Annotated in this window: 24 protein-coding genes, 1 pseudogene and 2 riboswitches; of the genes and pseudogenes, 23 read left to right on the top strand and 2 right to left on the bottom strand. The window is 39.4% G+C overall.

The genetic code is table 11. The features are described 5' to 3' along the window. Window positions 1-149: 149 nt before the first annotated feature. Window positions 150-764, bottom strand: coding sequence for a YesL family protein (locus L1611_RS20900; protein WP_407681705.1), 615 nt, complete (start codon window positions 762-764; stop codon window positions 150-152). Between the two features lie 708 nt (window positions 765-1,472). Here L1611_RS20900 and L1611_RS05020 point away from each other — a divergent pair. From L1611_RS05020 to L1611_RS04960, 12 genes and pseudogenes are all read left to right on the top strand, one after another. Continuing rightward, a pseudogene (locus tag L1611_RS05020) lies at window positions 1,473-1,657 on the top strand (class II aldolase/adducin family protein); the annotation flags it as partial. A gap of 342 nt (window positions 1,658-1,999) precedes the next feature. After that, on the top strand, window positions 2,000-3,115 hold the full coding sequence (locus tag L1611_RS05015) for a GntR family transcriptional regulator (RefSeq protein WP_236311976.1): 1,116 nt from the start codon (window positions 2,000-2,002) through the stop codon (window positions 3,113-3,115). A gap of 385 nt (window positions 3,116-3,500) precedes the next feature. Then, a complete protein-coding gene (gene arfA / locus L1611_RS05010) occupies window positions 3,501-5,012 on the top strand; it encodes an arabinosylfuranosidase ArfA (RefSeq protein ID WP_322972514.1) in 1,512 nt (503 codons plus the stop codon). 34 nt (window positions 5,013-5,046) lie between these two features. Further along, window positions 5,047-5,991, top strand: a complete 945-nt coding sequence (locus tag L1611_RS05005; RefSeq protein WP_236311975.1) for a carbohydrate ABC transporter permease — start codon at window positions 5,047-5,049, stop codon at window positions 5,989-5,991. Next, window positions 5,992-6,831: a carbohydrate ABC transporter permease gene (locus L1611_RS05000; protein WP_236311974.1), complete on the top strand. Its 840-nt coding sequence runs from the start codon at window positions 5,992-5,994 to the stop codon at window positions 6,829-6,831. 130 nt (window positions 6,832-6,961) lie between these two features. After that, complete coding sequence (locus L1611_RS04995; RefSeq protein ID WP_236311973.1) at window positions 6,962-7,582, top strand: YesL family protein; 621 nt, start codon at window positions 6,962-6,964, stop codon at window positions 7,580-7,582. 131 nt (window positions 7,583-7,713) lie between these two features. Continuing rightward, window positions 7,714-9,051, top strand: coding sequence for an ABC transporter substrate-binding protein (locus tag L1611_RS04990; protein WP_236311972.1), 1,338 nt, complete (start codon window positions 7,714-7,716; stop codon window positions 9,049-9,051). Between the two features lie 198 nt (window positions 9,052-9,249). Then, window positions 9,250-11,661: an arabinan endo-1,5-alpha-L-arabinosidase AbnB gene (abnB, locus tag L1611_RS20775; RefSeq protein WP_322972513.1), complete on the top strand. Its 2,412-nt coding sequence runs from the start codon at window positions 9,250-9,252 to the stop codon at window positions 11,659-11,661. Between the two features lie 87 nt (window positions 11,662-11,748). Next, a complete protein-coding gene (locus L1611_RS04975; protein WP_236311971.1) occupies window positions 11,749-13,233 on the top strand; it encodes an alpha-N-arabinofuranosidase in 1,485 nt (494 codons plus the stop codon). Between the two features lie 238 nt (window positions 13,234-13,471). Next, window positions 13,472-14,674: a sn-glycerol-1-phosphate dehydrogenase gene (locus tag L1611_RS04970; RefSeq protein ID WP_236311970.1), complete on the top strand. Its 1,203-nt coding sequence runs from the start codon at window positions 13,472-13,474 to the stop codon at window positions 14,672-14,674. 45 nt (window positions 14,675-14,719) lie between these two features. Beyond that, on the top strand, window positions 14,720-14,905 hold the full coding sequence (locus tag L1611_RS04965; protein WP_236311969.1) for a hypothetical protein: 186 nt from the start codon (window positions 14,720-14,722) through the stop codon (window positions 14,903-14,905). Window positions 14,906-15,269: 364 nt separating this feature from the next. Further along, complete coding sequence (locus tag L1611_RS04960) at window positions 15,270-15,617, top strand: winged helix-turn-helix transcriptional regulator (RefSeq protein ID WP_236311968.1); 348 nt, start codon at window positions 15,270-15,272, stop codon at window positions 15,615-15,617. Between the two features lie 76 nt (window positions 15,618-15,693). On the opposite strand, the gene L1611_RS04955 is transcribed toward L1611_RS04960, so the two are convergent. After that, entirely contained in the window at window positions 15,694-16,254 is a 561-nt protein-coding gene (locus L1611_RS04955) for an NAD(P)H-dependent oxidoreductase (RefSeq protein WP_236311967.1), read from the bottom strand. A 439-nt stretch (window positions 16,255-16,693) separates the two neighbouring features. Between L1611_RS04955 and L1611_RS04950 the strand changes: the two genes are divergently transcribed. The 11 genes from L1611_RS04950 to L1611_RS04900 all read left to right on the top strand — a co-directional run bounded on the left by L1611_RS04950 (window position 16,694) and on the right by L1611_RS04900 (window position 26,907). Further along, window positions 16,694-17,323 (top strand): sulfotransferase family 2 domain-containing protein, encoded by a 630-nt coding sequence (locus tag L1611_RS04950; protein ID WP_236311966.1) that lies wholly within the window; start codon window positions 16,694-16,696, stop codon window positions 17,321-17,323. 390 nt (window positions 17,324-17,713) lie between these two features. Beyond that, window positions 17,714-17,959, top strand: coding sequence for a hypothetical protein (locus L1611_RS04945; RefSeq protein ID WP_236311965.1), 246 nt, complete (start codon window positions 17,714-17,716; stop codon window positions 17,957-17,959). Between the two features lie 128 nt (window positions 17,960-18,087). Continuing rightward, window positions 18,088-18,279 carry a hypothetical protein gene (locus L1611_RS04940; protein WP_236311964.1) on the top strand — a complete coding sequence of 64 codons (192 nt, stop codon included), beginning with the start codon at window positions 18,088-18,090 and terminating at the stop codon, window positions 18,277-18,279. Next, window positions 18,279-18,887: a LysE family transporter gene (locus L1611_RS04935; protein WP_236311963.1), complete on the top strand. Its 609-nt coding sequence runs from the start codon at window positions 18,279-18,281 to the stop codon at window positions 18,885-18,887. The genes L1611_RS04940 and L1611_RS04935 overlap by 1 nt, the downstream gene beginning before the upstream one ends. 207 nt (window positions 18,888-19,094) lie before the next feature. Further along, a riboswitch (SAM riboswitch) is annotated at window positions 19,095-19,216 on the top strand. A gap of 111 nt (window positions 19,217-19,327) precedes the next feature. After that, entirely contained in the window at window positions 19,328-19,798 is a 471-nt protein-coding gene (gene msrA / locus L1611_RS04930; protein WP_236311962.1) for a peptide-methionine (S)-S-oxide reductase MsrA, read from the top strand. Between the two features lie 119 nt (window positions 19,799-19,917). Continuing rightward, window positions 19,918-21,150: an SGNH/GDSL hydrolase family protein gene (locus tag L1611_RS04925; RefSeq protein ID WP_236311961.1), complete on the top strand. Its 1,233-nt coding sequence runs from the start codon at window positions 19,918-19,920 to the stop codon at window positions 21,148-21,150. A gap of 289 nt (window positions 21,151-21,439) precedes the next feature. Then, window positions 21,440-22,285, top strand: coding sequence for a DUF72 domain-containing protein (locus L1611_RS04920; RefSeq protein ID WP_236311960.1), 846 nt, complete (start codon window positions 21,440-21,442; stop codon window positions 22,283-22,285). 42 nt (window positions 22,286-22,327) lie between these two features. Then, a complete protein-coding gene (locus L1611_RS04915; protein WP_236311959.1) occupies window positions 22,328-23,725 on the top strand; it encodes a bifunctional metallophosphatase/5'-nucleotidase in 1,398 nt (465 codons plus the stop codon). Window positions 23,726-23,792: 67 nt separating this feature from the next. Next, window positions 23,793-24,098, top strand: coding sequence for a YunC family protein (locus L1611_RS04910; protein WP_236311958.1), 306 nt, complete (start codon window positions 23,793-23,795; stop codon window positions 24,096-24,098). A 74-nt stretch (window positions 24,099-24,172) separates the two neighbouring features. Continuing rightward, window positions 24,173-24,949, top strand: a complete 777-nt coding sequence (yunB, locus tag L1611_RS04905; protein WP_236311957.1) for a sporulation protein YunB — start codon at window positions 24,173-24,175, stop codon at window positions 24,947-24,949. A 103-nt stretch (window positions 24,950-25,052) separates the two neighbouring features. Next, a riboswitch (Lysine riboswitch) is annotated at window positions 25,053-25,239 on the top strand. 90 nt (window positions 25,240-25,329) lie between these two features. Next, window positions 25,330-26,907: a Na+/H+ antiporter NhaC family protein gene (locus L1611_RS04900; RefSeq protein ID WP_236311956.1), complete on the top strand. Its 1,578-nt coding sequence runs from the start codon at window positions 25,330-25,332 to the stop codon at window positions 26,905-26,907. Window positions 26,908-26,929: the final 22 nt, after the last annotated feature.

Below are 26,929 nucleotides of genomic sequence, written 5' to 3'. Positions count from 1 at the left end.
CTCTATTTTTCTAATATTTTGCATTTTTATTAAGTCTTCGTGAATAAACACGAAGGCTTTTTTTCGGAACAAGCAGAAATAAAACATGAGAGGAATTAGATTTACATCTCGTTGCCATATCCAATCGAGGAGTATCACAAATGCTCAATTTAAGTATATAAAATTTTCTCATCGGGAGTTTTATCTTTTTTTATTTTTTTAAGTTTATAAAAAGATTTATTACATAAGTAATAAATACTATAGGATGACAGTCCTCCTATAAAAAGGAAACTTATAGGCATATAACTAATTATGATTAATGAAATGACCACTATAATTATATTTACTAGTGAAATTGAGATCTGTCCCACTGAAAAGAGAAATGAATTACGGATAATAGAATACCATTTTGCTTTATATTGAACTAAAACGGGAAATATATAAATAGAAGTAATTATAAATAAAAAGATCATTAATGCTAAGACTGAGGTTGTAACTATTTTTAAAAACGTATATGGCATTCGAAAGCTTAAACTAAGATTCATAAGTAATATTGAAACTGTTATTGTCCAAACAAACCCTAGTAAAATACATTGTTTAAAATTTTCCTTGAAATAGGTCCAAAAAGCAGAGAAAATATTAATTTCATTTTTCAAAGTCCATTGTCTTACTACTCCAAACATAGCGTATGTTGAGGGGAAAATGGTAATAATGGGAAGGCAAGTGATAATCCAAAGGATATTTAGAAGTAAAATCTGGGACAATCTATCAATAAAACGATACATTCGACTATCATACGTAAACAGATTCATTTTCCATCACCCTTATTAGTATTGTATTATACTACCAAACTATATGAATATTGGAATTTTTTTGATTGAGCAATATCAAAAAGAGGAATTATACAAAAGTTTATTTTATGCAGTTATAACCTTCAGGGTGTTATGATATCCAAAGTGAGCCAATTCGTAATAAGATTAGCCCTTAAATCTTTTATCGGGTTTAGTCTCTTATGTAATTGTTTAAATCTTCTTGAAGATCTAATGTAGGGTTTCATTAATCCTCAAAATTCACCTGCCTTCAAAATTCCATCTCTTATGTTTTTATCGACTTCATCATATACAATCTCGTAGATAAGTTTTGTTATTCTCAACCCTTGAAAATAGAATTATTTAAATATTTTAAATAGTATTGAAATAGTGATTTCAGTATATTGCATTTATCTTATGATTTCAACATAATTCAATATTCAGCAGACGAATTTTTGGATTATTAAATGAAATGGAGAGGGTTCATGGAAAACAATAAAAATATAGTTATATTATTTTTACATTTGATTATTGTTCATACGTACAAATTATATTAATATGTAATAAATTTAATAATATATACGTATATGTTGGTTCGTATATAAGGAAGGAGTGGATATTAAATGTTAAGAAGCAAACCTAGCCTTACCTAAGCATGGACTACTCACTTTTACTTGGGGAAATATAAGCGGTTTCGATAAAGATACAAGGTAGGTTGTCATAAAGCCAAGCGGAGTTCCTTACAATGAAATGTCTATTGATGATTTGGTCGTACTGGATTTTGAAGGAATGTTGCAGAAGGTAAACTTACACCGTCATCTGATACTCCGACACATCTTGTGTTATATAAAAATTTCACAAATAGTGGTTAGGAAGTATTGGAATAGGTTAAAGATCATTCCGAGCAAATTGCAAAGGAACTGAATGATTCTGAGAGACTGTCCTTCTTAAATCCATATTAACTAGTGCCGGTATTAGAAAATTGACAAATGGATAGATGTTCTCTAATCTTAGTGTACGGATAAGTGGAAAGACGTGTAATACATCCGTTCATTTAGTCTTAGCCATATTCTTGAATTCACAATTTGAAGTGGCACCCTCAGTGGAGGAATATCAGTTGTGAAAGATTACAATCATGCCATTATCTATCATTGTGAAAGCGATTGATATTTGGACGGTGATTTTGCTAGAGCTTTTTTTGAGGTGTATATATGGAAACGAAATACAATATTGTCAAAAAAGCAATTATGTCTAAAATTTTAGACGGTACCTTTCAGCCCAACCAAAAGATCAGTTCAGAGAGCGAACTGATGAAGACATTTAATGTAAGTCGTCATACTATCAGGTTGGCAATAGGAGAATTGGTTAGTCAGGGATGGCTTTATCGGGAGCAAGGTGCAGGTACCTTTTGTGCCGACAGAACAGCAAAAGAAGGTAGCAATAATGGCCGGAATTCCAAAAATATTGCGATCCTTACAACATATATATCTGACTATATTTTCCCCTCCATTATAAGAGGGGCTGAATCATATTTGAGCGAACATGATTATCATGTCACTTTATTTAGTACGAATAATGATCATGAGAATGAAAAGCGATTTTTAGAAAGAATCATCGCCCAACAATATGATGGGGTTATTGTAGAACCGACAAAAAGCGCTTTTGCCAATCCCAATATCAATTATTATCTGAATTTAGAACGAATGAATATTCCGTATATCATGATCAACGCATACTATGATGAACTTGAGCCGATACACATTGTAATGGATGATGACAGAGGTGGATATATCCAGACGGAACACCTGATTAAACAAGGACATCAGAACATTGTAGGTTTTTTTAAAACGGATGATATCCAAGGTTCCAAGAGGATGAAAGGGTATATTAAAGCTCATCGTAGCCATCATCTAGCTATAAACCCCAAAAATATCATTTCATATAACACCCTGGAGAAGAATCAAAAACCAATGAAAGAACTGAATGAATTGTTAAAACAAACGAATGACGATAGACCAACCGGAATCGTTTGTTATAATGATGAGATCGCAATTAACTTATTGGATGTTCTTCGAGAAAAAGATTTACAAATACCAGATGATATTTCAATCGTTGGGTATGATGATTCATTTTTAGCCAAAGTTTCAGAGGTTAAGCTGACTACGATTGAACACCCCCAAAGCAAGATGGGGGAAAAGGCTGCTAAAATGATGTTAGAAATGATAAAAGGAACAAATGGTCATCAGAAGAAATCGGATGAGGTAGGATCTGTCATATTCGAACCCAAGCTTATCATTCGAAATTCTACGAAAGAATACAAGGGTTGACTCTATTCATAAGAGTTGGCCCTTATTTATTTTTGTCCAAGGATAGAAAATGTAAAAATTTTAGTTGCGGTGACGCTCCACCGTCCAACCACTTGGATCACTTCAGTCCTCCTGCGGCTGCGATAACCTCCTAATCGGACTTCCAGTGCCCTTCGTGGTTGCACTTTTCTGTATATTGGAATAAATTTTATTTTAATATTCAAAAAACATTGAAATTTACAATATATTTCTATATAATCTTAAGTGCGGCAACTTATACGTACATATTTTATTTTTTTCTCTTTTATAATGTATATGTTCGGACATAAAAGTGATAATTTTGTCTGATTGAAGTCTCTGAAAATGATTGCATATTGATAAATTATATTCTTAGGGAGTGATTGTAGTGGCTGATCTATTAAAGGCAAAAATGATTGTAGATAAAAACTATGAGATTGCAAAAGTGGATGAACGGATTTATGGATCCTTTATTGAACACCTTGGGCGAGCTGTGTATGGTGGGATCTATGAACCAGAGCACCCAGATTCAGATGAACAAGGATTTCGTACAGATGTTATCGATCTCGTCAAAGAACTGAATGTTCCGATCATCAGGTATCCTGGGGGCAATTTTGTGTCAGGGTATAACTGGGAAGATGGTGTCGGCCCCAAAGAAGAGCGACCACGGCGTTTGGAATTAGCTTGGCGGACGATTGAAACGAATGAACTAGGAACAAATGAGTTTGTAGATTGGGCAAAGAAAGTCAATGCTGAGGTAATGATGGCTGTCAACCTGGGAACTAGAGGCATAGATGCAGCTAGAAACCTATTAGAGTATACGAATCACCCTGGAGGTACCTATTGGAGCGATCTAAGAAAATCACATGGTTATGAAGCCCCTCATAATATTAAAACCTGGTGTCTTGGAAATGAAATGGATGGGCCTTGGCAAATCGGTCATAAAACCGCTCACGAGTATGGAAGAATTGCGAAAGAAACGGCAAAAGCAATGAAACTAGTAGACCCGACAATAGAATTGGTAGCATGCGGCAGTTCAAATACTAATATGCCTACCTTCCCGGAATATGAAGCAATCACGCTTGACCACGCATATGAGGAAGTAGATTATATTTCCCTTCACCAATATTACGGTAACCATGCAAATGATCCTGGAAACTATTTAGCAAAAAATATGGATATGGATCACTTTATCAAGACCGTCATATCTACTTGTGATTATATCAAAGCGAAGCATCGCAGCAAAAAGACCCTCAACCTCAGTTTTGATGAATGGAATGTTTGGTATCACTCGAACGAGGAAGACAAGAAAATTGAGCCATGGACAGTTGCGCCGCCTCAATTAGAAGATCATTATAACTTCGAAGATGCCCTGTTAGTCGGCAGTATGTTGATCACATTTTTACAACATGCGGATCGAGTGAAAATGGCATGTTTAGCGCAACTAGTGAATGTAATAGCTCCTATTATGACTGAAAATACAGGACGTTCATGGAAACAAACAATCTTTTACCCATATATGCATGCATCCGTTTATGGTCGGGGTATATCAATCAAACCGATCCTTACGTCCCCAAAGTATGACAGCAAAGATTATACAGATGTTCCTTATATAGATAGTGCTGTTGTTTATAATGAAGAAAAAGAAGAAGTGACAATCTTTATGGTAAATAAAAATTTGGAAGAATCTATCACCGTATCCAGTGATGTTAGAAGCTTTGAAGGATATCGATTATCAGAGCATATCGTTCTTGAAAATGATGATTTGAAAGCGGTCAATACAGCATCCCATCAGGCTGTAACTCCTCATGGAAACGGCCAATCTACTCTGGAAGAAGGTATGTTGGAAGCTAGCTTGCCAAAAACTTCTTGGAACGTCATACGTTTAAACAAATCATAATGGATAGTAAAGTGAACAATAGGGAGGCGTTATGATGTTGCCTGTACCCAAGAGTACAAAACAGGAGACCATATTGATCAAAGGTCAAAACCAATTTGTCAAGTTCTTGAATTCTAAAAAGGTAGTACCTTACATATTTGTGCTACCTTTTATACTTTCATTTTTGATTTTATCTTTATATCCATCTATACAGGCGATTATCATGAGCTTTCAAAGTGTATTGCCTGGCCAGGTCACATTTATCGGAACCGATAACTATTCCAGAATATTCAATCCTACTTTTTTCAAGGCCCTGTCAAATACAACCATTTATGTCATTTTGACAGTGTCAATTTTGGTAGCATTTCCAATTATCATAGCCGTTTTGCTAGACTCCAAGATTGTCAGATTCAAAACGTTTTTCAGATCCTCCTTATTCGTTCCTGCATTAACTTCAACCATTGTTGCTGGTATGGTATTCAGGCTTTTGTTCGGAGAATCTGATTCGGCAGCAGCAAACCAATTCCTGAATTGGATCGGGTTAGAGTCTGTCGAATGGAGATATAATGCATGGTCAGGAATGTTCTTGATGGTATTGCTTTGCTCTTGGCGTTGGATGGGTGTCAACATATTATACTTCCTTGCAGCTTTGCAAAATATCCCTAAGGAAACCTATGAGGCAGCTGATATTGATGGAGCGACGGCATTTCAGAAATTCAGATATGTCACCCTGCCATTTCTGAAGCCAGTGACTATTTTTGTCACAACGATATCGATCATTGCAGGGTTTCGAATGTTTGAAGAAAGCTTCGTTTACTGGCCGGCAGGTTCACCTGGAAATATCGGTTTAACAGTAGTTGGATACCTTTACCAACAGGGAATCCAACAAAATGACATGGGATTCGGTGCTGCGATCGGAGTTGTATTGATGTTGATCATCTTCGTGATCAGTTTCATTCAGCTGATTCTTACAGGGGCGTTCAAAAGGGGGGATGAATAAATGGAACGGAAGAACAGCAAATCATTAAAATGGATAACAAATATCAGCTTTTTTGTAATCGCTTTCATTACGCTGTTTCCCATCCTAAGTTTGTTGCTATCCTCCTTTAGGCCTTCAACTGAATTGATGAGAAAAGGGATTAGTCTGACTTTGGATCCAAGCACATTGAACTTGGACAATTATACGTATATATTCACCCAAGCAGCTGATTATTGGACATGGTACGGCAATAGTTTGGCTATCTCAGCAATAACGATCATTCTCTCTTTATTTTTCTCGTCAATGGTTGGGTATGCATTAGCTTTATATGACTTTAAGGGCAAAAACCTTTTCTTTACACTTGTCTTGTTCATCTTGATGGTGCCCTTTGAAATTTTGATGCTGCCGCTTTTCCAGTTGATGATCAAGATGCAGTTGATCAATACGTATGCAGCTGTTGTAATTCCGGCCATTGTGGCACCGGTAGCAGTCTTCTTCTTCAGACAATATTGTTTGGGCCTGCCTAAAGAATTGATGGATGCCGCAAGAATAGATGGGTCTACCGAATACGGTATTTTCTTTAAGATCATGCTGCCGCTCATGACGCCTTCTTTAGCAGCGATGGCGATTTTACAGGGGTTACATAGCTGGAATAATTTCCTCTGGCCACTGATTGTACTACGATCCAATGATATGTTCACCTTGCCGATCGGTTTAGCAACACTATTGACACCATATGGGAATAACTATGATGTTTTAATCGCAGGGTCTGTGATGACCATTGTGCCTATAATTATTCTTTTCATTTTCTTTCAACGATACTTTGTCGCAGGGCTTACTGTTGGGGGAGTTAAAGGTTAGGGTATGTTAAATTTTAATGATGTATTTTTTAGTGGAAATTTCTTTAAACGAAATTCACGAAACTCCTGCGGGAAAAGTGAACAGGTAATACCCCGCAGTGAGGAAAGAGAGAAGAAGAGGTGGCAGGCTAATGAAGGGGGAAGAAATCGTCTCAACCTTTGATCTTATTTTCAGTTGGATCATGCGACTGGCCGTTTTAAATGTATTGTGGTTCTTATATTCTCTTCTTGGGTTATTCGTTGGCGGAATTTTTCCTGCAACAGTAGCAGCGCTAGGAGTATCAAGAAAATGGATAAATGGAGAACTGGATATCAAGGTTAGGCGTACATTTGACCAGATCTACCGCCAAGAATTCGTTAATTCAAATATTTTAGGCTGGTTACTGTTTGCGGTGGGCGTATTGCTTTATTTCAGTTATCAAGTCATTGTCCATTCTGCAGGTGAAATTACATTTATCATCCCATTTGTATTCTACCTTGTTTTATTTTTCTACGTCATTATTGTTTTATGGTCTTTTCCATTATTAGTACACTATCAAGCAACTTGGTTCCATCAAATCAAAAATGCATTGATTATTGGTTTGATTAATCTTCATTATACGTTTGCCAGTGGATTGGTTGTCTTTGCAGTGGCATATTTCTCTCTGGTTTATCCCGGAGTGATTCCCTTTTTTTCCATTGGTGTTGCGGCATTAGGATGCATGTGGTTATCTATGAAGATTTTTTGGAAATTGGATCAACATTTATCATAGTTCAATTAAAAGCAGCAGTTATTGTTTTGTTGCAATTCGTTTTCATTAATGTAGGGGGTGATAAGAGTTTTGATTGTTTTATCAGAATATGGGGTCTTTAGATTTGAATATTATGGAAAAGGGGGAGGATTATGAAGAAAGCAAGTATTTTAGTTTCGTTTTTAGGATTAATGGTATTGGTTTTAGTGGCTTGTAGTGGTGATAAGCAAAGCTCAAATGAAGCTGAAGAATCGGAAGTGATTGGTGGCGATGTAGAAAACGCTACTGAACTTACCTATTGGACATTTATAGAATTACACATGGATTTCTTTAAGGACGCTGTACCCCGCTGGAATAAAGAACACCCGGACAAGCCGATCAAATTGGTTGCTGAGACATACCCCTATGATCAAATGCATAATAATCTGCTGTTAGCATTGCAATCAGGTAAAGGTGCACCGGATATTGCCGATATTGAGATCAGCCGCTTTCCAAATTACTTACAGGGTGAGCCGCAAATGCTGCCGATGAATGAATATGTTGATCCGGTCAAAGACAAGTTCGTCTCCTCACGCTTTGACATCTATGCCAAGGATGGAAACTATTATGGTTTGCCCACTCATGTTGGGGCATCTGTTATGTATTACAACAAAGAGATCATGGACGAAGCCGGAGTAGATATCGATTCCATCAAAACTTGGGATGATTTCAATGAAGCTGGCAAAAAGGTTGTTGAAAATACGGATGTGGTCATGACAACGGTTGATACAAATGATTACATTAATTTATGGTCGATGATTTCCCAACAAGGATCCGACTTCTTTAATGAAAATGGAGAGCTTACCGTTAACAATGAAACGAATGTAAAGACGCTCCAGTTTTTGAAAGATCAAATTAACAAGCATAAAATCGCAAAGGTGACACCTGGTGGTGAGAAACACTCGGAAGAATTCTATGCATTTATGAATAAAGGCGGAGCAGCAGCCATCAATATGCCAATGTGGTATATGGGAAGATTCTTGGATTACATGCCAGACCTCAAAGGTAAAATGGTCATCCGTCCAATGCCAGCTTGGGAACAGGGCGGCTACCGTTCTGCCGGTATGGGTGGGACGGGCACTGTCGTCACAAACCAAACGGAACATGCAGAACTAGCGAAGGAGTTTTTGGCATTTGCGAAGCTTACAAAGGAAGCCAACATCCAACTATGGAAGGTCTTAGGGTTTGACCCTCCACGGTTCGATGTTTGGGAAAGTGAAGAAATCCGGGAAGATAACAAATATTATCAATACTTCGGTGAGGATATATTTGATACGCTTGTAGAAATCAAAGATGAAATCAATGCTGTCAATATTACACCGAACACCCCGGATGTCGCAACGGAGTTTAATACAAACGTGTTTAACAGTGTCATCAGGCAAAAATCGCAAACGCCAGAGGAAGCGCTTAAAAAAGCAGAAGATACACTTAAAACTAATATGAAGGAATGATTAGGACGGGGCTGTTCCAAAAGAAAGTGTCAGACACCTCCATCACAACATTTAGAGAAAAAACCGTGAATTGTTCTCTAGATGTTCTAGAAACGGAGAGAGTCATACGCATATGGGACAGCCCTCACCCTTATCATCTTACAACCATGAGAGATTCAATTCTTTATCTGGTATGACAGAGAGGAGAATAGGACGAATATGAAAAAATTTTTTTGCAGAAAATTATTTCTGCCCTTTTTATTTGTCACCTTAATGATACCGGGCTCAGCGGTTGCCAATAGTGACAGTCATAAACCTGATGGTGGACGAGGGGAGGAGGGGCCTGTTTTTAAAGAGGCATCTGTACATGATCCTTCAGTTATCAAGGTAGATGACACCTTTTATGTATTCGGTTCACACTTGGCTGCAGCAAAGACGAAGGACTTCCAACAGTGGGAGCTTGTGGCATCGGGTGTTCATCCTGACAATCCATTATTTGATAATGTATTGCAAGAATTAGAAGAAACGCTATCATGGGCGGAAACGGACACCCTTTGGGCAGCAGATGTTGTTCAGCTGAAGGACGGCAAGTTTTATATGTATTACAACACGTGCAGAGGAGATTCCCCAAGGTCAGCAATGGGTGTAGCAGTAGCTGACAAAGTCGAAGGTCCCTATAAAGACTTAGGGATCATTTTAAAGTCGGGGATGACTGATGAAGAATCTGATGTGGATGGAACCCCTTATGATGATGGCCTATATCCCGAAAAGTACGATGCCACAAAGCATCCGAATGTAGTTGATCCTCATACCTTCTTTGATAAGAACGGGAAGCTTTGGATGATGTACGGTTCTTATTCCGGCGGCATTTTCATACTGGAAATGAATCCTGAAACAGGAAAGCCTCTTCCGGGTCAAGGATACGGTAAAAAGCTGATGGGAGGGAACCACAGCAGAATCGAGGGTCCATATATTCAATATCATCCAGAAACTGATTATTATTATATGTATTTGTCTTTCGGAGGGCTTACTTCAGACGGTGGTTACAATATGCGGGTTGCTCGATCCAAAAATCCTGATGGACCGTATTACGATGCTGAAGACAATAACATGATTGATGTCCATGGCAAACCTGGCACTATTTTTGACGATCGTTCCATCGAACCCTATGGCGTAAAATTGATGGGGAACTACTTGTTTGAAAGGAAAATTGGTGACCCGGGAACAGGTATTGGCACTGGTTATGTTTCACCAGGTCATAATTCAGTCTTTTACGATCAAGAAACAGGTCAGCAATTTTTAATATTCCATTCACGCTTTCCGGAAAGAGGTGAGACCCATGAAATCCGGGTTCATCAAATGTTCATGAATAAGGATGGCTGGCCGGTAGTTGCACCCTATCGGTACGGAGGGGAATCTCTTGATGAAGTTTACCGAAAAGATATCATAGGCGATTACAAATTTATCAATCATGGCAAAGATATTTCTGAAGATATTAAAGAATCTGTTACGATAAGCCTTCATAAAAACAATAAGGTTTCTGGAGAAGTCAGTGGAAAATGGAAAAAGACAGGTCATAACAGCGCAGCACTGACCTTGGATGGTGTAACATATGATGGGGTGTTTCTGCGTCAATGGGATCTCACATCAGAAACCTATAAAATGACATTCAGTGCAGTGTCCAAACAAGGTGTTTCTATTTGGGGCAGTAAAATGATCTCGGACAGATCAGATGAACAACTCGTCGAAGACGTCCGAGCGGACTTGAGCTTGGGAGATACAAGCAACATAATAGATGACTTGACATTACCGACGGTTGGTACTCACGGAACAGAAATCTCTTGGCATTCCTCCAATACCGACGTCATAACGGATGAGGGAATCGTTCATCGACCAGAGGCTGGGTTGGAAAATGTAACGGCAATACTGACAGCAACAATTGTAAAAGGTGATGCTACAGCATCGAAAAGCTTTGCAATTTCCGTTCTTGCGGAAAGAGAGGAAGGGTTAATCGCATATTACGCTTTTGAAGGCAACCTTAGCGATAGTACCGGTAACTTTGACCCAGGTACAGCCACGGGTGATCGAATCAACTATATAGATGGTAACATTTCCTTCACTGGAGGTGTTGCTGGGGATGCAGCGCTGTTCAATGGTTCATCAGGAATCCGACTCCCTGATGGCCTCATTTTAGGTGATGCGTATTCTGTTTCGCTCTGGTTGAATCCTGAACAATTAACGACCTATACAACGGCCTTCTTTGGTGCCAGGGATTCGAATCATTGGGTCAGCTTAGTGCCTAAAGGGCACATTGGAGTCCAAAATCATACGATGGTATGGTCAGCAGGATCTACATGGTATGATGCCGCGGCCGGAATGCAAATTGGAACAGATGAATGGACACATCTTGCGTTCACTGTCGGCAATGGCACGATAAAGGTCTATGTTGACGGTCAGGAAACGTTTACAGGGGCTGGATTCCCGAATACGTTTACGACTGCTGACAGCCTCTTCAGCCTTGGTGTCAATTGGTGGGATCCTCCTTTCAAAGGCTTAATGGACGAGCTGCGCATTTATCAGGGAACACTCTCAGAGCAGGAAATTTCGGAAATTTCAGGGGGAATTCGCTGATAGAACCGATCTTTTTGAACCATCCTTCCGCGACTTCCACCGTTATCCATCAATAATATTATCAAATTCATAGAGGAGTATTACGTTATGGAAAATAAGATCGTTGTGAATTCAGATGTCATTCAAGGAACCATAAACAGGAATATTTATGGACATTTTGCAGAACATCTCGGCCGATGCATATATGAAGGAATCTGGGTAGGTGAGGATTCTGCGATCCCCAATACATTGGGTATTCGAACTGATGTATTGAACGCACTCCGAAAGCTCGACATTCCTGTACTTCGTTGGCCTGGAGGATGCTTTGCCGATGAATACCATTGGAAAGACGGTATTGGCCCTCGAGAAAAACGGAAACGAATGGTCAATACACATTGGGGCGGCGTTATAGAGAATAACCATTTTGGTACTCATGAATTCATGGTGCTTTGTGGGCTGCTAGGGGCTGAGCCATACATATGTGGAAATGTCGGGAGCGGAACCGTTCAGGAAATGTCTGAATGGGTAGAGTACTTGACATTCGATGGCGAATCGCCTATGGCGGACTGGAGAATGGAAAACGGCAGAGAAGAGCCTTGGAAGCTGAAGTACTTCGGCGTTGGGAATGAGAGCTGGGGATGCGGCGGTAACATGCGTCCTGAGTATTACGCTGATCTATACCGACGTTATCAAACCTATGTACGTAATTATGGTAAGAATAAGATTTACAAAATCGCAGGTGGTGCAAATGTCGATGATTTCACTTGGACAGAGGTTTTGATGCGAGAAGCTGGGCATCTTATGGACGGTCTAAGTTTGCACTATTATACGATTCCGGGAGACTTCTGGAAAGGAAAAGGATCTGCCACCGATTTCACAGAGGATGAATGGACCATCACCATGAAAAAAGCTTTACAAATGGATGAACTGATCACGAAACATGCAACCATCATGGATCAGTATGATGCAGCTAAACGGGTGGGCCTGATTGTTGATGAATGGGGAACTTGGTTTGATGTAGAACCAGACACAAATCCGGGTTTTCTGTATCAACAAAATACAATCAGAGATGCTTTAGTGGCAGGTGTTACGCTAAATATATTTAATGATCATTGTGATCGGGTCCAGATGGCGAACATCGCTCAAACCGTTAATGTCCTACAAGCAATGGTATTGACAGAGAAGGATAAGATGACCGTAACACCGACCTATCATGTGTTTGAAATGTATAAAGTGCATCAGGGCGCAAAGAAGCTTTCGATGGATATTAACGTAGATTCGATTAAAATTGGTGATCAATCCATACCCCAGGTGACTGCATCAGCATCTAAAGATACAGATGGAAAAATCCATATAAGTCTTTGTAATCTAGATCATAGAAAGGCTTCTACGATTCACCTTGACATGCGTGGTGACATTTCATTGGCGGAGGTATCTGGCCGTATCCTTACCTCTTCCTCTATGGATGCGAGAAATACTTTCGATGAACCTGACAATGTGAAACCAATCCCATTTCAACATTACAGTGTTGCAGGACATACTTTGGAAGTCGTGCTACCCGCAATGTCTGTAACCGTCTTAACGATTTGCTGACCTTAACTTCAAAAGGAACGTACGATCCGTTCTTTTTACACGTGATAAGGATTTCAGTATAAGCGCTACTTTGCTTTAACCTAAGTCAGAGGCTTGGTTTTGTTCGGTTTTCTTTATACGTGGAGGGGATGACTTTTCATAGAGAAGATCGTTCGGTGTCGTTGAAAACTTAAGGAATCCCAGTACGAGCGTAACTAAGGTTCAGCCTCGCAATAAAATCAATTGGGTGGTGTTAATCTTGAAGATAATACCAGAAATAAGGGGGTTGGTTCAGTATGGAGGGACTGTCCTTCCTGAAGTCACGATCGAAAAAGGAGCCTTGCAACAGATTCCCCTATATATGGAATCAAAGCGTTTTAAAAACGTTATTTTAGTAGCAGACAAAAATACCAATGAAGCCGCGGGGCTACAGCTTTCAAAGATATTGCCCCATCATATTGACCATCAGCTGATCATTTTGCAGCCCAATCAACATGGTCAGGTACTTGCAGACGAACCGACCCTCATTCAATTATTTGCAGAAATGCCGCCATTTACGGATGCTTTGATAGCAGTTGGGACGGGAACCATCCATGATATCGTACGTTTTATAGGATATAAAATGAACATACCTTTCATATCTGTGCCAACAGCTGCATCCGTCGATGGTTTCACTTCAAAAGGTGCTCCGTTATTATTTCGAGGAATGAAGCAAACCGTTCAAACGACTTCCCCTCTGGCTGTTTTTGCAGATGTTGATCTTTTGGCTGCAGCTCCAAAGCAGCTGACTGCGGCTGGCTTTGGTGATATTTTAGGCAAGTACACCTCATTGCTTGATTGGAAAATCTCAGAATTGATCGGAAACGAACCCTATAATCAATTGGCTTCTGATATAACGAGGCGTTCACTTGAAGCGTGTGTTTCGAATGCAGAAATGATTGCACAAGGTGATGCTGATGGTATTGCAATTTTGATGCAATCTTTGGTGGAATCCGGGTTGGTTATGCTTCTTCTTGACTTTTCACGGCCAGCATCTGGTGGGGAGCATCACTTGTCTCACTTTTGGGAAATGGATCTTCTTGATAAAAATGAAGAACAGCTGCTGCATGGTGCAAAGGTCGGTGTGGCAACGGCGATCATTTCTGAATTATATAAACAATTAGGAGAGCAGTTGGATGTAGAACATCTGTCCATAGCGACCCCTTATAATGAATCGTTAAGAAAACATTGGGGGGCCATAAAAGACTTGATTGATGAACTACCTGATCCGAGCAAGCTTAGAAAGCTATTAAAAACAGTCGGTGGTCCCACGACTGCTGTTGATTTGCACATCTCTAACGACCTGGTGCAAGAGAGCTTGAACGAAGCTTATAAATTAAGAGAAAGATGTACAGGGTTGTTTTTAATCAATCAATTCAAGCAATCCAGCATCACATATCCAATCGATTCGTTACCCATATAGACTTTTTGACAAACGATTAAAAAGCCGAAAAAGGAGTGTCCAATAGTGAAATGGTTAGATGATGAACGATGGAACGAATTGCTGAATAACCCAGAGAATGCGATAGAGAAGCGTGTGAAAACAATACCCTATATGTCGATCGAAAACCAGGCGAAATGCAAGTATAGATTCGAGGAAAACATTTTTTTATTAAAAAATGACCAAGTTTTGTCCACAAAAGATTGCTTTTAATGTTCAATTACGAGTAGTGTTGTATACGATTCTTGTTTTAAAATTGATGTTTACATGCGCGTTTACAACTTAAAACGCTGTAGTACTGTGGTTTAATCAAGTTCGAGATAGAAGGTTCAATCGGATACCATCCAATAACCCTTGGTATAAAAACGATTATGCCAAGGGTTAATTGTGTCGTGCCAAATAATCAAATGAAGACGTTTTTTAATAGTCGTTTTAGGGATGTTTTGTTAAAATTTATTCAAATAGAGGTATAGCTAAATTTTATACAATCTTTTTAACACCCTTTAAGACTACATAATGGTCTATAATAATGTATATACATTTATATCATATACCTACCTAAAGGAGAGTGTAACTAGTGCAACGTAAAGTCAGAAAAACCTGTGTTCCGACTGGTGTAGGACAAAAAGACACCGGCTTTGGATATACGTTATCCTTGATAGGAGGTAAATATAAAATGATCATTATGTATTGGCTCTCAGAAAATAAAAGGATGAGGCATAATGAGTTGAAGCGAAGTATCGGTACCATTTCTTTTAAAACGCTAAGCATCATGTTAAAAGAGCTGGAGGCAGATGGCCTTATCATACGTAAGGAATTTCCCCAAATACCTCCAAAAGTAGAATATTCATTATCTGATCGTGGTCTTTCTCTCGTTCCATTATTAAATATGATGTGCGAGTGGGGAGAAAAAAACCGTTTATAAGATTTGTGAGCTGTACAGCGGCAGCTGACCAGGGCGGCTTGCGCTTTTCTTTATAGCTTCAATAAAGCTCTTCCTATTAGAGGCTGTCTATAAAGTTCAAATAATCCTGAGCACTTTTTTCCAACTCTCTTGCACCCGGTCCATTTTCTTCTTTTTCGTTTCCACCCGGCTCATTTTCTTTGCCATAAAACGGAAATAACGAACGATAATCTGCATTGCAATACAGGAATATCGTTTCAAATGGAATTAATATTTGTTCAAGTGTATACCGATACCGTCCATTTTCACTATAATCTTCTTTTTTAATTCCTGCAGATACACCTAAAGCAACTTTGCGATTCTTTAATTTATCCCCTCCATTTGAACCATAAGCCCATCCATAAGCTAAAACATCGTCCAACCATTTTTTAAGGAGAGGTGGACAATTAAACCAATATATAGGGAACTGTAAAACAAGATTACCATGCGATTCAATTAATTGCTGTTCTTGATCCGCATCAATGTTTCCGTCAGGGTAAACCTTATGCAATTCGTGCACAGTATACTTTTCCGGATATTTTTTAATTTCTTCCACCCATCGTTTATTTATGACGGATGTTTCTATGCTTGGGTGTGTTACGATAACAAGAGTTTTCAAAGATTTGTCCTCCTTAAGTATATTTATATATTGAGTATAAATTGCATACTACAGAAGTGTAAGTATGTACTTTTAGTACAGGTACTTACTTAAAGGTGAGTGTTAAGGGGGACTAGCGAGCCTATTATCCGCAAAATAGAATAGCTGGATTCGAGGGATTACTGCACGTTGTACGGGTACTTATAGTCATTGTTAATTATTCATGAAAAGGGCGCAAGAATTGAAAATTAATAGGCTGTTTTAGCATCCATTTGCCATTAGGAGTTCTTGCACATTTATACAACAGAACTTGTTTTCCTCCGAGGGGGTATTTTTATTAAGTCAGATATAAAAGGCTTAATTTTACAGAAAATCGCATAAGAAAAATGCCGTTCCATATAAAGAAATCCTAAATAAAATAAGATAATCTTCCATATGAAACGGAGAGGAAAAAAGAGTAATGATAATATCACATAAATATAAATTTATTTTTTTAAAAACTAAAAAAACAGCAGGGACTAGTATTGAAATTTCATTGTCAAGGTATTGTGGTGATAAAGATATTATCACACCTATCATGTTTGAGGATGAGAAGATTAGAGCTGACCTGGGGAAATACCCACAAAATTACCAAATTGGTCAAATTAATTTTTATAATCATGATTCCGCAAATAAAATAAAATCTTTAATAGGGGAAGATATCTGGGACTCTTATTATAAGTTTTGTTTCGATAGAAACCCTTGGGACAAAGTTATTTCTTTATATTATTTTCTTGTAAAAGACCCTAAAAAAGAAAGCTTTGATGAATTTTTGGAACGAAAAGGTTATAAATATGCTTATAACTTCCCTATCTATACAATTAATAACAAATCAGTAGTTGACTACCTTGGGAAATATGAAAATCTAGAAAGTGATCTAAAATCCATTTGTAATAAGATTTCCCTTCCTTTTGATGGTTGGTTACCAAACGCGAAAGGTAATTTCAGGAAAAATCACCAACATTACAGTACACAATATAATAAGCATCAAAGGGAAGTAATTCATAATTTTTTTAAAAAAGAGATTGAATTATTAAATTATAAATTCTAAGACCTGTTAGAAACTAGGATCTTTTATCCTTACAAAATCATTGGCAAGTGTCCCTATTAATACCCAGTGGCATAATCATTGTTATGCCACTGGGTATTTTTTAATGGATAGGAAGTATAAAAATTTTGGTGCGGTGAGGAAATGTCTAGCTCTACCGCCTAACCACTTGGATCACTTCAGTCCTCGTGCGGCGGCGACAGCCTCCTCGATGGACTTCCAGTAACCTTCGTGGCTGACCAGAGTATTTTCGCTTTTCTTGATGTCTAGCTCCATTATCAGAAGTGATTAGGCACCGAAGATTCCCTCGATTACTAATGGCAATTTGAAAAAAAGGATAAACTAAAAATATACCTTTAAATCCAAGCGGTCATTTTCTAAGGTGGTGTAAAAATGAAGTGGATCATTAAGTCAAAGCATTTGAATGAGGACGAAAAAATTATTGGATTAGAATTGCAGGATGAAGCCGGTACATTCGATGCGAACGTCAGATGGGACGGATCTATGGAGATACACATACATTCAATAACTGAAGAAGATAACATGGTGGTTGATACAATACATACGTATGATATTGATGGACTTATAAACAAATTGGAAGGATTAAAAGAAGTGTGTATGGATTATCTTGACGATTGAAAATAAGAGCAGGCGGGAAGAAAGAAAAAATCATCGTATTGTTAAATCACATTAGGAAAGTAAAACTCCAATAAAAGAGGATGGATTGTTCATACTAAATCAAAAAATCTGTTAAAGAGGGAGATTATATGACACATCAAAAAAATAATCGGACCAATCAAGCTCCATTTGTTGATCAAACTAATAAAAAAGAAGATGACACATACGGCATATTCAAACAAGAAATGGAAGTAGATTCAGATGTCAATGAAGATCCAAATCGGGAAAGGTTATTGGATGAATCAATAAATTCTTTTCTAGAATCAAAAGAAGGACAGTAATGGAAGAACATTTCGTTGTCGTCGCTAATGATCCTATCAATGCCGCTCAAATTGATCAAGGAATAAAGAATGGATTTCTTCATTCATGGTCAATAGGATTGGGTTCCATTTTAGCGGACTTATTTTTCATATTGGCTGTGTTCTTTGGGGTTGTTCATTTTTTAGATGTGCCTTTTATGAAGTCATTTCTTTGGTTATTCGGCACTTTTGTCCTGATGTACACAGGGATTGAAAGTATAATCAGTACTCAACATATGGATGTAAATCATCAGGATATGAGAAAAATTTCTTTGAAAAGAACGTTTGCAACTGGATTTTTAATTTCAATTACAAATCCACTTTCTATACTGTTCTGGCTAGGTATTTATGGCTCTGTACTCGCTGATACGATTTCACGTTACGATGACTACCACTTGGTTTTATATGGCGGAGCGATCCTGATCGGCTTGATGCTATGGGATATTACTATGGCGTTTGCGTCAAGTGGATCTAAAAGGCTTTTGACCTCTCGGATGTTAAAAGGTATATCCATATCGTCAGGGATATGTATGTTGGGCTTCGCTTTTTACTTCGGGTATCAAGCTGTTAAGCTCTTTTTAACCTTTTGAAAAATATTTTTCAGTCATTCAGTATTAGACCACCCAATCCTGTATTCAAGCATTATTTATAAAAATATGTAGAGTGAAGGCACCTTTCCGTGATTACTAAGGAAGAGGTGAAGCCATTATTTTTTACAAATTGATAATGTAAAATAGGCTTTACTTCCTTGCAGAAATAGTGTAGGATTATAATCAAAATAAAATCATAATGAAAACTTCTTATCCAGAGAGGCGGAGGGACTGGCCCTTTGATGCCCGGCAACCATCGAATCAATCAATCGATTGAAGAGAACGGTGCCAATTCCTGTAGGATGGTCAAACATCCTAGAAGATGAGAGGATCGTTGAGATAATTACGAACCCTTTTCTTACTGGATAAGAAAAGGGTTTTTTCGTTATTTCGAAAAGCTCTCTAAAGAAGTTTCGTTATTTTGAAAGGAAAGATGATAAGTGGAAATAGCTATTTTTGGGGCTGGATGCTTCTGGGGTGTTGAAGCATTTTTTGAAAAATTCGAAGGGGTTATCTCGACACGCGTAGGTTATACAGGCGGTCATATCCAGAATCCATCATATGAACATGTGAAGACTGGAGAGACAGGTCATGCGGAGGCGGTCAAAATCCAATATGACCCTGCAGTGATCTCTTATACCGAACTGCTGAACACATTTTTTGAAATTCATGACCCGACTACACAAAATAGACAGGGCATTGATATTGGCAATCAGTATCGTTCAGTCATTTTTTATACAGATGCAAAGCAACAATATCTAGCTAAAGAAAAAATCAAGAAACTTGAAGAAAAAGCAGTCTTCAAGCTTCCGATTGTAACAGAAATCCAGGCAGCATCAACCTTCTATGATGCTGAGGAATATCATCAAAAGTATTTTCAAAAGAATGGTTCAGTCGCTTGCGGCATGTAGTAATGGTGCCTGGCTCAAATAAACCCTTTCCTTGGTTTCACCCCAAGAAAGGGTTTATAATTGTCGAATAGACTCTCTTAGGAAAGAAAAATCGACAAGATATGAAGGGCAAGGAAATTATGTTACGTTTACAGTATTTTGTTCTCGCAAGCGGGATTATTATTTTACTCTCTGTATGCATGGCTGCTTATGGAGATATTGGCTCAACAAACGATAAAGGACAGGGAGAAGGAAATTGGGTAGGTGCTTGGACAGCAAGTATGCAAGCCCCTTTTGAAGACGGGGTATCCGAAAAGGGTTTCGAAAACCAAACGATTCGTTTCATCATTCATCCTCATACTGATGGTAAAAAAATGCGCATCCGTCTTTCGAATACATTCGGGTCAGAACCGCTGACAATAGACAAGGTGAATGTTGCTGTTTCAAAAAAAGGAGCAGGGATCGTTCCTGATACAAATCGCTCGGTTACATTCGGTGGCGACCAGAAGGTCACAGTCCCTTCAGGGGAAAAAGTATTCAGTGATCCGATTTCCTTTAAGGTTAAGAATGCAAAAAACATTGCAGTAAGTCTTTATGTCCGGGATAAAACCGGACCTGCAACCTGGCATCCCCGTTCGATGCAAACGGCTTATATCTCTTCAGGTGACCATGTATCCAACCCTGATGGTTCAGCCTTTAAAACAAAAGAAAATGCCTGGTTCTGGTTGGATGGGGTGGACGTCATTCCGGATTCTTCTGTTAAAGGGTCGCTTGTTGTTTTGGGAAGTTCAATCGCCAATGGAAATCATTCTGAGCAGAATGCGAATCATCGATGGCCAGACTTTTTAGCAAAACGGTTCAACCAAGGGACGGATAACAAAATGTCTGTATTGAACGCAGGAGTCTCTGCCAATCATTTGATCAAAAGTCTACCCGATAAAGGTGAGAATGCTCTGACAAGGTTAGAGCAGGATGTTTTCGGCCAAACAGGGGTCGAAGCGATTATCCTGCATCAAGGGTTGAATGATATCAGGCATCATCCAGAATATGATTCTGAAAAAATCATTGGAAGAATGAAAGAGATCATCGAAGCTTCCCATGATCAAGGGCTTAAAATTTATGGAGGAACCTTAACCCCTTTCAAAGGGTCAGGAAAGTATACTCCAGAAAAGGAGAAAACCCGTCAGGAAGTGAATCACTGGATCAGGACAAGTGGAGAGTTCGATGGTGTGATCGATTTTGACAAAGCACTGAGGGATCCAGAGGACTCTGAACGATATCTTCCTAAATATGATGCAGGGGATCATCTGCATCCGAACGACGCTGGATATAAGGTAATGGCTGAGACTGTGGATCTTTCCATGTTTAAATAGCCTGCGAAAAGAGCTCTGATAAAAAAAGAGCTCTTTTTTTACATTTAAAGAAAGTGAAAAATACTTTCTTCAATATAAGCGCAACTAAGGCTCAGCCTGCGCTAAAGGCTTGGCAAAGCTCGAGTTTTCTTTAAATGGTCTAAATGTACCAATCGGCGTGATTCATCACATAGGCGGCGCAAATATACTTTAGCTGTTAATGCCACATTCAAATACTTGCACTTTTCCTTGATACGACTCAAAATATAAAGTGACAATTATCGATTTTCAGAAGAAAGGATCCAATGACATGATTGAGATTGGACTGACTGGTTGGGGTGATCATGCTTCGCTTTATCCAGCAGATATCAAATCATATGAAAAATTGCAGACATACAGCAGTTTTTTTCCGACCGTAGAAATCGATTCAGCCTTTTACGCTGTCCAACCGGTGAAAAACTATGAGAAATGGGTGAAAGAAACCCCGGCTCGTTTTTCATTCGTAGTCAAGGCATACCAGGGTATGACTGGCCATACAAGAGGGGATATCCCTTTTTCAAGTGATGAGGAGATGTACCTACTCTATAAAGAATCGATCAAGCCATTAGAAGTTGCTAATAAGCTTAAAATGGTTCTCTTTCAGTATCCGCCTTGGTTTGATTGTAACCGTGAGAACGTCGATTTATTGAGATGTACAAAAGAACGGATGGGGGATATCCCTGTTGCACTTGAGTTTCGGCATGAGTCCTGGTTCCACCCTTCCTTTAAGGATCGGACCCTTGATTTTATGAAAGAAGAAGGCTGGATCCATAGCATTTGTGATGAACCTCAATCTGGAGCAGGCTCGATACCGACTGTACTGGAACCAACCCATACAGATCATACGCTGGTCCGATTCCATGGTCGCAATGTTCATGGTTGGCAGAAAAAAGGGAATCCTAACTGGCGTGATGTGCGTTATTTATATCGATATAATGAAGAAGAGCTCTTAGAATGGAAGGATAACCTCTTGAAGCTTGAAAAACCTGGGCATGAGGTCACGGCTCTTTTTAATAACAATTCCGGTGGAGATGCAGCAGATAATGCAAGACGTATGGTCGAACTCCTGGGAATCGAATACGAAGGACTAGCGCCGCGACAGCTCGATCTCTTTTAATTTTACTGACAAAAAGATTACTACTGAACAGGAGATGATACAATGAGCAAACAAATGCTCCATCTGTATCATATCAATGATCTACATAGCCACCTGGAACAGTGGCCGAAGATAGTGGCATTTTTAAAAGATCGACAACGATTACATGACGAGAATGATGAAACTTTCATTCGTTTTGATATTGGAGACCATGCCGATCGCTTCCATCCGATAACAGAGGGGACATCAGGAAAAGGCAACGTTCAATTAATGAATGAAGCTTATTTACTTAATGCCACTATTGGGAATAATGAAGGAATCACATTTTCAAAAGATCAGCTGGATCACCTGTACGATGAAGCGAACTTTCAAGTATTGGTTGCGAATCTTAAAGAAAAGGACGGATGCTTTCCAAAATGGGCGAAACCGTATGAAATCCATGCATTGGCAAATGGATTGAAGGTCGGTGTGATTGGGGTGACAGCTCCATATAAAGCCTATTACGAACAGCTAGGTTGGAATATCCAGGATCCGTATGAGGCGATTGAAACGGCGATAGGAAAGATCCGGAGCCAAGTCGATATACTTATTCTGCTCTCTCATCTCGGATTAGAAGCTGATGAGCAGATCTCTGTTGAAATGAAGGAGATCGATATCATACTAGGTGCCCATACCCATCATGTGCTTCCGAATGGACTACACACAAACGATACCACAATCGGGCAGGCTGGAAAGTTTGGTGTCTATATTGGCCATATGAAAATTGTGTGGGATGAAAAACAACGGAGAATCGAACATGTAAAAGCTGACTGTATTGATCTTCAGGAATATGGAAGTGACGAAGAAAGTGAAAAGCTTCTTTTACGGTTAACAGAACAAGCCAATAAAAATTTATTAGAAGTCGTTACGGTACTGGACCAACCCCTCGACCTGGAGTGGTTCGGCGATTCTGCATTTACAAGTATACTGGCCGAAACGATCAGAGAATGGTGCGATTCGGAAATCAGCATGGTCAATGCAGGATTATTGCTTGAACCATTAAAGGAAGGCCCCGTTACGAAAGGGGATCTCCACCGAGTTTGTCCCCATCCGATCAATCCGTGTAAAATCATGCTCAAGGGCGAGTATTTAAAAGAGTTGATTCACCACGCCATGACAAAGGAATTGGAAAGCCTTGAAATCAAGGGCCTCGGTTTCCGTGGAAAAGTGATGGGACGAATGGTTTTCGATGGTGTAGAGATCGTAGGTGAAGAGCTGGAGGATGGCGAATATCATGTACAGAAAATTACCGTTAATGGTGAACCGATAGCACCTGAAAAAGTTTATTCTATTGGAGCAATCGATATGTTTACATTCGGACGTTTACTACCATCCGTCCATTATGCAGAGGAAAAGATTTATTACTTGCCGGAAATGCTGAGGGATGTCCTTGCGTGGAAGTTAAAAACCTTTGAAAGATAGGCACTACGCCAACACGCTTTGTACCACTATGACATATTGATAGTAGGGAAAAGGAGCGTGAGGAAAGATGATTACGGTCACTCCGATTAAAATCGACGGGCATCTATTCACAGGCGTAACAGTTGCGTTACCGAAAACGAATTTCATGTCGATCAGTAATGATAAAGGATATATCATGTGTGGTGCACTTGATGTCGCATTGCTGAATGAGAAATTGGCTGAGCGAAAAATTATCGCTGGTCGAGCTGTAGGTGTACGAACTTTGGATCAGCTCTTGGATGCCCCATTAGAATCCGTTACATTAGAAGCGGAGGCACTTGGGATCACCAAAGGTACAAGTGGACGTGAAGCTCTTCTAAAAATGGCTCGATGATGGCCCTGTACAAAATAATAGCGATACAACCCCCAATCATTGCATACATATAGCAATAGATAGGGGGTATCTTTATGTGGAGAATCCGGAGGCGTCCCCGGAAACGTCCTCTTCCATTCCAATATGTCTTCATCATATCGTTCATCATATTCACTTTATTGACGGCACAAGCATTATGGCTCGTCGATAAGGGCTTACAACCTACTCTGATGGAAATTGCGGAAAACGAAACGAAGAAGTACGCACAGCTGGCGATCCAGAGTGCCATCAAAAAACGGATTGTTGAATCAGAAAGCATAGAGAATATTATCGAGACGACTATTGATAACAATGGAAAAATTGCATCTGTGACTACAAATCCAAGAGTTGCCAACGAAATCCTCCAGTTGGCCACAACCAATGTCCAGTTTTATCTTGAACAAATCGAAGCCGGCAACGTACCAGACCATGCTGAATTTTCAGATGTAGAGGTCATAAGGGAAAGTGAAGGAAATAGGGGGATCTTTACCGAAATCCCTATGGGGCGAGCTACTAATAACACGTTATTGGCAAACTTGGGACCTAAAATCCCGGTTGGTTTCCGTTTGACCGGAGCAGTGGAAACCGATGTCAAAGAAGATCTGATCTATTCAGGAATCAACAATCATATTTATAAGGTATGGATCAATGTTGTAGTGGATGTCCAGATTGTCGTTCCTTTTGAAACAAAGAAATCGAGGATTGTAACGAATATTCCACTAGTAAACAAATACATTTCAGGGGAAGTACCAGACTATTATAACAATGGTGGAAATGGTACGCTTCAACCTACTTTGCCGATCGAGAAAAAAGAAAATGGAAGCAATAACTAGTAATGATTAGAAAGGGTGAATAAAAACGTAGATATACTTGTTTTTTACTAATTAATCCGCTATAATCCAATGTGTCGTAAAATATCATAGAAGCCTTATCATCAGATGAGGTAGTGGAGCGAAGAACATCAGTACTATGGTGCGAGAAAGACATCGATGACCATCACTGGAAAGGGTTATTTGCCGAAACAGTTTACTTTTGTCGAAAGGTATACTGTTGGGGCTGCATCGAATAGGTGCAGCACTGTCACTATTCGGATTGATTGAATTAGTGGAGAACTACGTGATCGATGGGGGATAACTGTTACTTAAAAGGTAACGATAGGTTATTTTCTATCTATCGATGCCTTTTTTTATTTTAAATGTTTAGGAGGAAAAAAATGGAGAATACAATTTATTCGTTGATTCCACCACTTTTGGCATTGCTGATGGTGGCCTTGACGAGAAAAGTGCTGTTGTCACTTGGCGTAGGGATTCTCGTCGGAGCATTCATGCTTAATCATTTTGATATTATTGCGAGTTTTACCCAGATTTTCGAAATTGCAAGGGACCTTTTCGTTACGCAGAACGATACTGGGGCTTGGGAAGTAAACACCTGGAACGTATTCATCTTATTATTTTTATTGATTCTCGGAATTATGACGTCTCTGATTGCGATTGCGGGTGGAAGCCGGGCTTTCGGTGAATGGGCGATTAAAAAGGTCAAAACACGGGTCGGAGCTCAAATCTTAACGATTGTCCTGGGAATTATCATCTTCATTGATGACTACTTCAATTCTCTGGCAGTCGGTAACGTAAGCCGTCCTCTGACGGACCGTCATCGTATCTCTAGAGCAAAGCTTGCTTACTATATCGACTCAACTGCTGCTCCCGTTTGTGTCATCTCACCCGTTTCGAGCTGGGGTGCTTATATCATTGGTTTGATCGGTGGTATTCTTGCCACTCATGAAGTAGCGGGAATCGGGGCTTTAGAAGCCTTCGTGAAGATGATTCCGATGAACATTTATGCATTGTCCGCCTTGTTGCTTGTTTTTGCAACAGCGTTATTGAACATTAACCTTTTCTCGATGAAGATACATGAAGAGAGAGCGGTTAATGAAGGGCAAGTGTTGGACCCTGAAAACAAAGCAGTACCCGGACAACAAAGTGGGTTGCCAGAAAGTGATAAAGGGAAAGTAGGAGACTTGATCTGGCCGATCGTCGCGCTTATTATCGGGACAGTGGCAGCAATGCTTTATACTGGTGCACAAGCGACGGAAGGGAACGTTACCCTGTTATCGATGTTTGAAAATACCGATGTAGCAAAATCATTGGTGTATGGGGGTCTGTTCGGCTTAGCCGTAACCATTATCCTTTTCATGACGAAAAAACTGCCTGGGAAGTATTTTGGTACCGGTATCTGGAAAGGAATCCAATCCATGCTTCCTGCCATTTATATATTGATTTTCGCGTGGGCGATTATCACCATCATTGATGAAATAGGTACTGGAAAGTATTTGGCTGGAATTGTAGATGATAACATCAATATGGCATTCCTGCCTGTATTATTGTTTGGGATTTCTGGAATCATGGCTTTTGCGACTGGGACATCATGGGGAACGTTTGGTGTCATGCTCCCGATTGCGGGTGAAATAGCAGCCGCGACAGATATAAGTTATATTTTGCCGGTACTTGCCGCAGTACTTGCGGGATCTGTATTCGGGGATCATTGTTCACCAATTTCTGATACGACGATCCTTTCTTCGACTGGAGCAGGAAGCAACCATATTGACCATGTGATGACCCAATTGCCATATGCGATTTTGGCAGCCGTTGTCAGCTCGATTGGTTTCCTCATCCTCGGATTTACACAAAGCATCACGTTATCATTGGTAGCAGCGCTTGTACTGCTGGTCATCATCGCTTTCATTTTACGAAAGATGAGTTTCACCAGTATTGAACAATCCGAAAAGGCTTAAATGATCAGTTTCAACAAATCCT

Source organism: Pseudalkalibacillus salsuginis (assembly GCF_021646685.1).
Classification (GTDB): domain Bacteria; phylum Bacillota; class Bacilli; order Bacillales; family Fictibacillaceae; genus Pseudalkalibacillus; species Pseudalkalibacillus salsuginis.
The sequence above is the reverse complement of the archived record's forward strand: the minus strand, read 5'-3'. Positions and strand labels throughout refer to the sequence as shown.

What these genes read in the sequence shown, in the direction of transcription:
- L1611_RS04920 (WP_236311960.1), top strand. Translation starts at nt 21,440, where the DNA reads ATGATTGAGATTGGACTGACTGGTTGGGGTGATCATGCTTCGCTTTAT.
- L1611_RS05005 (WP_236311975.1), top strand. Translation starts at nt 5,047, where the DNA reads ATGTTGCCTGTACCCAAGAGTACAAAACAGGAGACCATATTGATCAAA.
- L1611_RS04910 (WP_236311958.1), top strand. Translation starts at nt 23,793, where the DNA reads ATGATTACGGTCACTCCGATTAAAATCGACGGGCATCTATTCACAGGC.
- L1611_RS04945 (WP_236311965.1), top strand. Translation starts at nt 17,714, where the DNA reads ATGAAGTGGATCATTAAGTCAAAGCATTTGAATGAGGACGAAAAAATT.
- L1611_RS04995 (WP_236311973.1), top strand. Translation starts at nt 6,962, where the DNA reads ATGAAGGGGGAAGAAATCGTCTCAACCTTTGATCTTATTTTCAGTTGG.
- yunB (WP_236311957.1), top strand. Translation starts at nt 24,173, where the DNA reads ATGTGGAGAATCCGGAGGCGTCCCCGGAAACGTCCTCTTCCATTCCAA.
- L1611_RS04975 (WP_236311971.1), top strand. Translation starts at nt 11,749, where the DNA reads ATGGAAAATAAGATCGTTGTGAATTCAGATGTCATTCAAGGAACCATA.
- L1611_RS04950 (WP_236311966.1), top strand. Translation starts at nt 16,694, where the DNA reads ATGATAATATCACATAAATATAAATTTATTTTTTTAAAAACTAAAAAA.
- L1611_RS05000 (WP_236311974.1), top strand. Translation starts at nt 5,992, where the DNA reads ATGGAACGGAAGAACAGCAAATCATTAAAATGGATAACAAATATCAGC.
- abnB (WP_322972513.1), top strand. Translation starts at nt 9,250, where the DNA reads ATGAAAAAATTTTTTTGCAGAAAATTATTTCTGCCCTTTTTATTTGTC.
- L1611_RS05015 (WP_236311976.1), top strand. Translation starts at nt 2,000, where the DNA reads ATGGAAACGAAATACAATATTGTCAAAAAAGCAATTATGTCTAAAATT.
- L1611_RS20900 (WP_407681705.1), bottom strand. Translation starts at nt 764, where the DNA reads ATGTATCGTTTTATTGATAGATTGTCCCAGATTTTACTTCTAAATATC.
- L1611_RS04925 (WP_236311961.1), top strand. Translation starts at nt 19,918, where the DNA reads ATGTTACGTTTACAGTATTTTGTTCTCGCAAGCGGGATTATTATTTTA.
- L1611_RS04935 (WP_236311963.1), top strand. Translation starts at nt 18,279, where the DNA reads ATGGAAGAACATTTCGTTGTCGTCGCTAATGATCCTATCAATGCCGCT.
- L1611_RS04940 (WP_236311964.1), top strand. Translation starts at nt 18,088, where the DNA reads ATGACACATCAAAAAAATAATCGGACCAATCAAGCTCCATTTGTTGAT.
- L1611_RS04915 (WP_236311959.1), top strand. Translation starts at nt 22,328, where the DNA reads ATGAGCAAACAAATGCTCCATCTGTATCATATCAATGATCTACATAGC.
- L1611_RS04900 (WP_236311956.1), top strand. Translation starts at nt 25,330, where the DNA reads ATGGAGAATACAATTTATTCGTTGATTCCACCACTTTTGGCATTGCTG.
- L1611_RS04990 (WP_236311972.1), top strand. Translation starts at nt 7,714, where the DNA reads ATGAAGAAAGCAAGTATTTTAGTTTCGTTTTTAGGATTAATGGTATTG.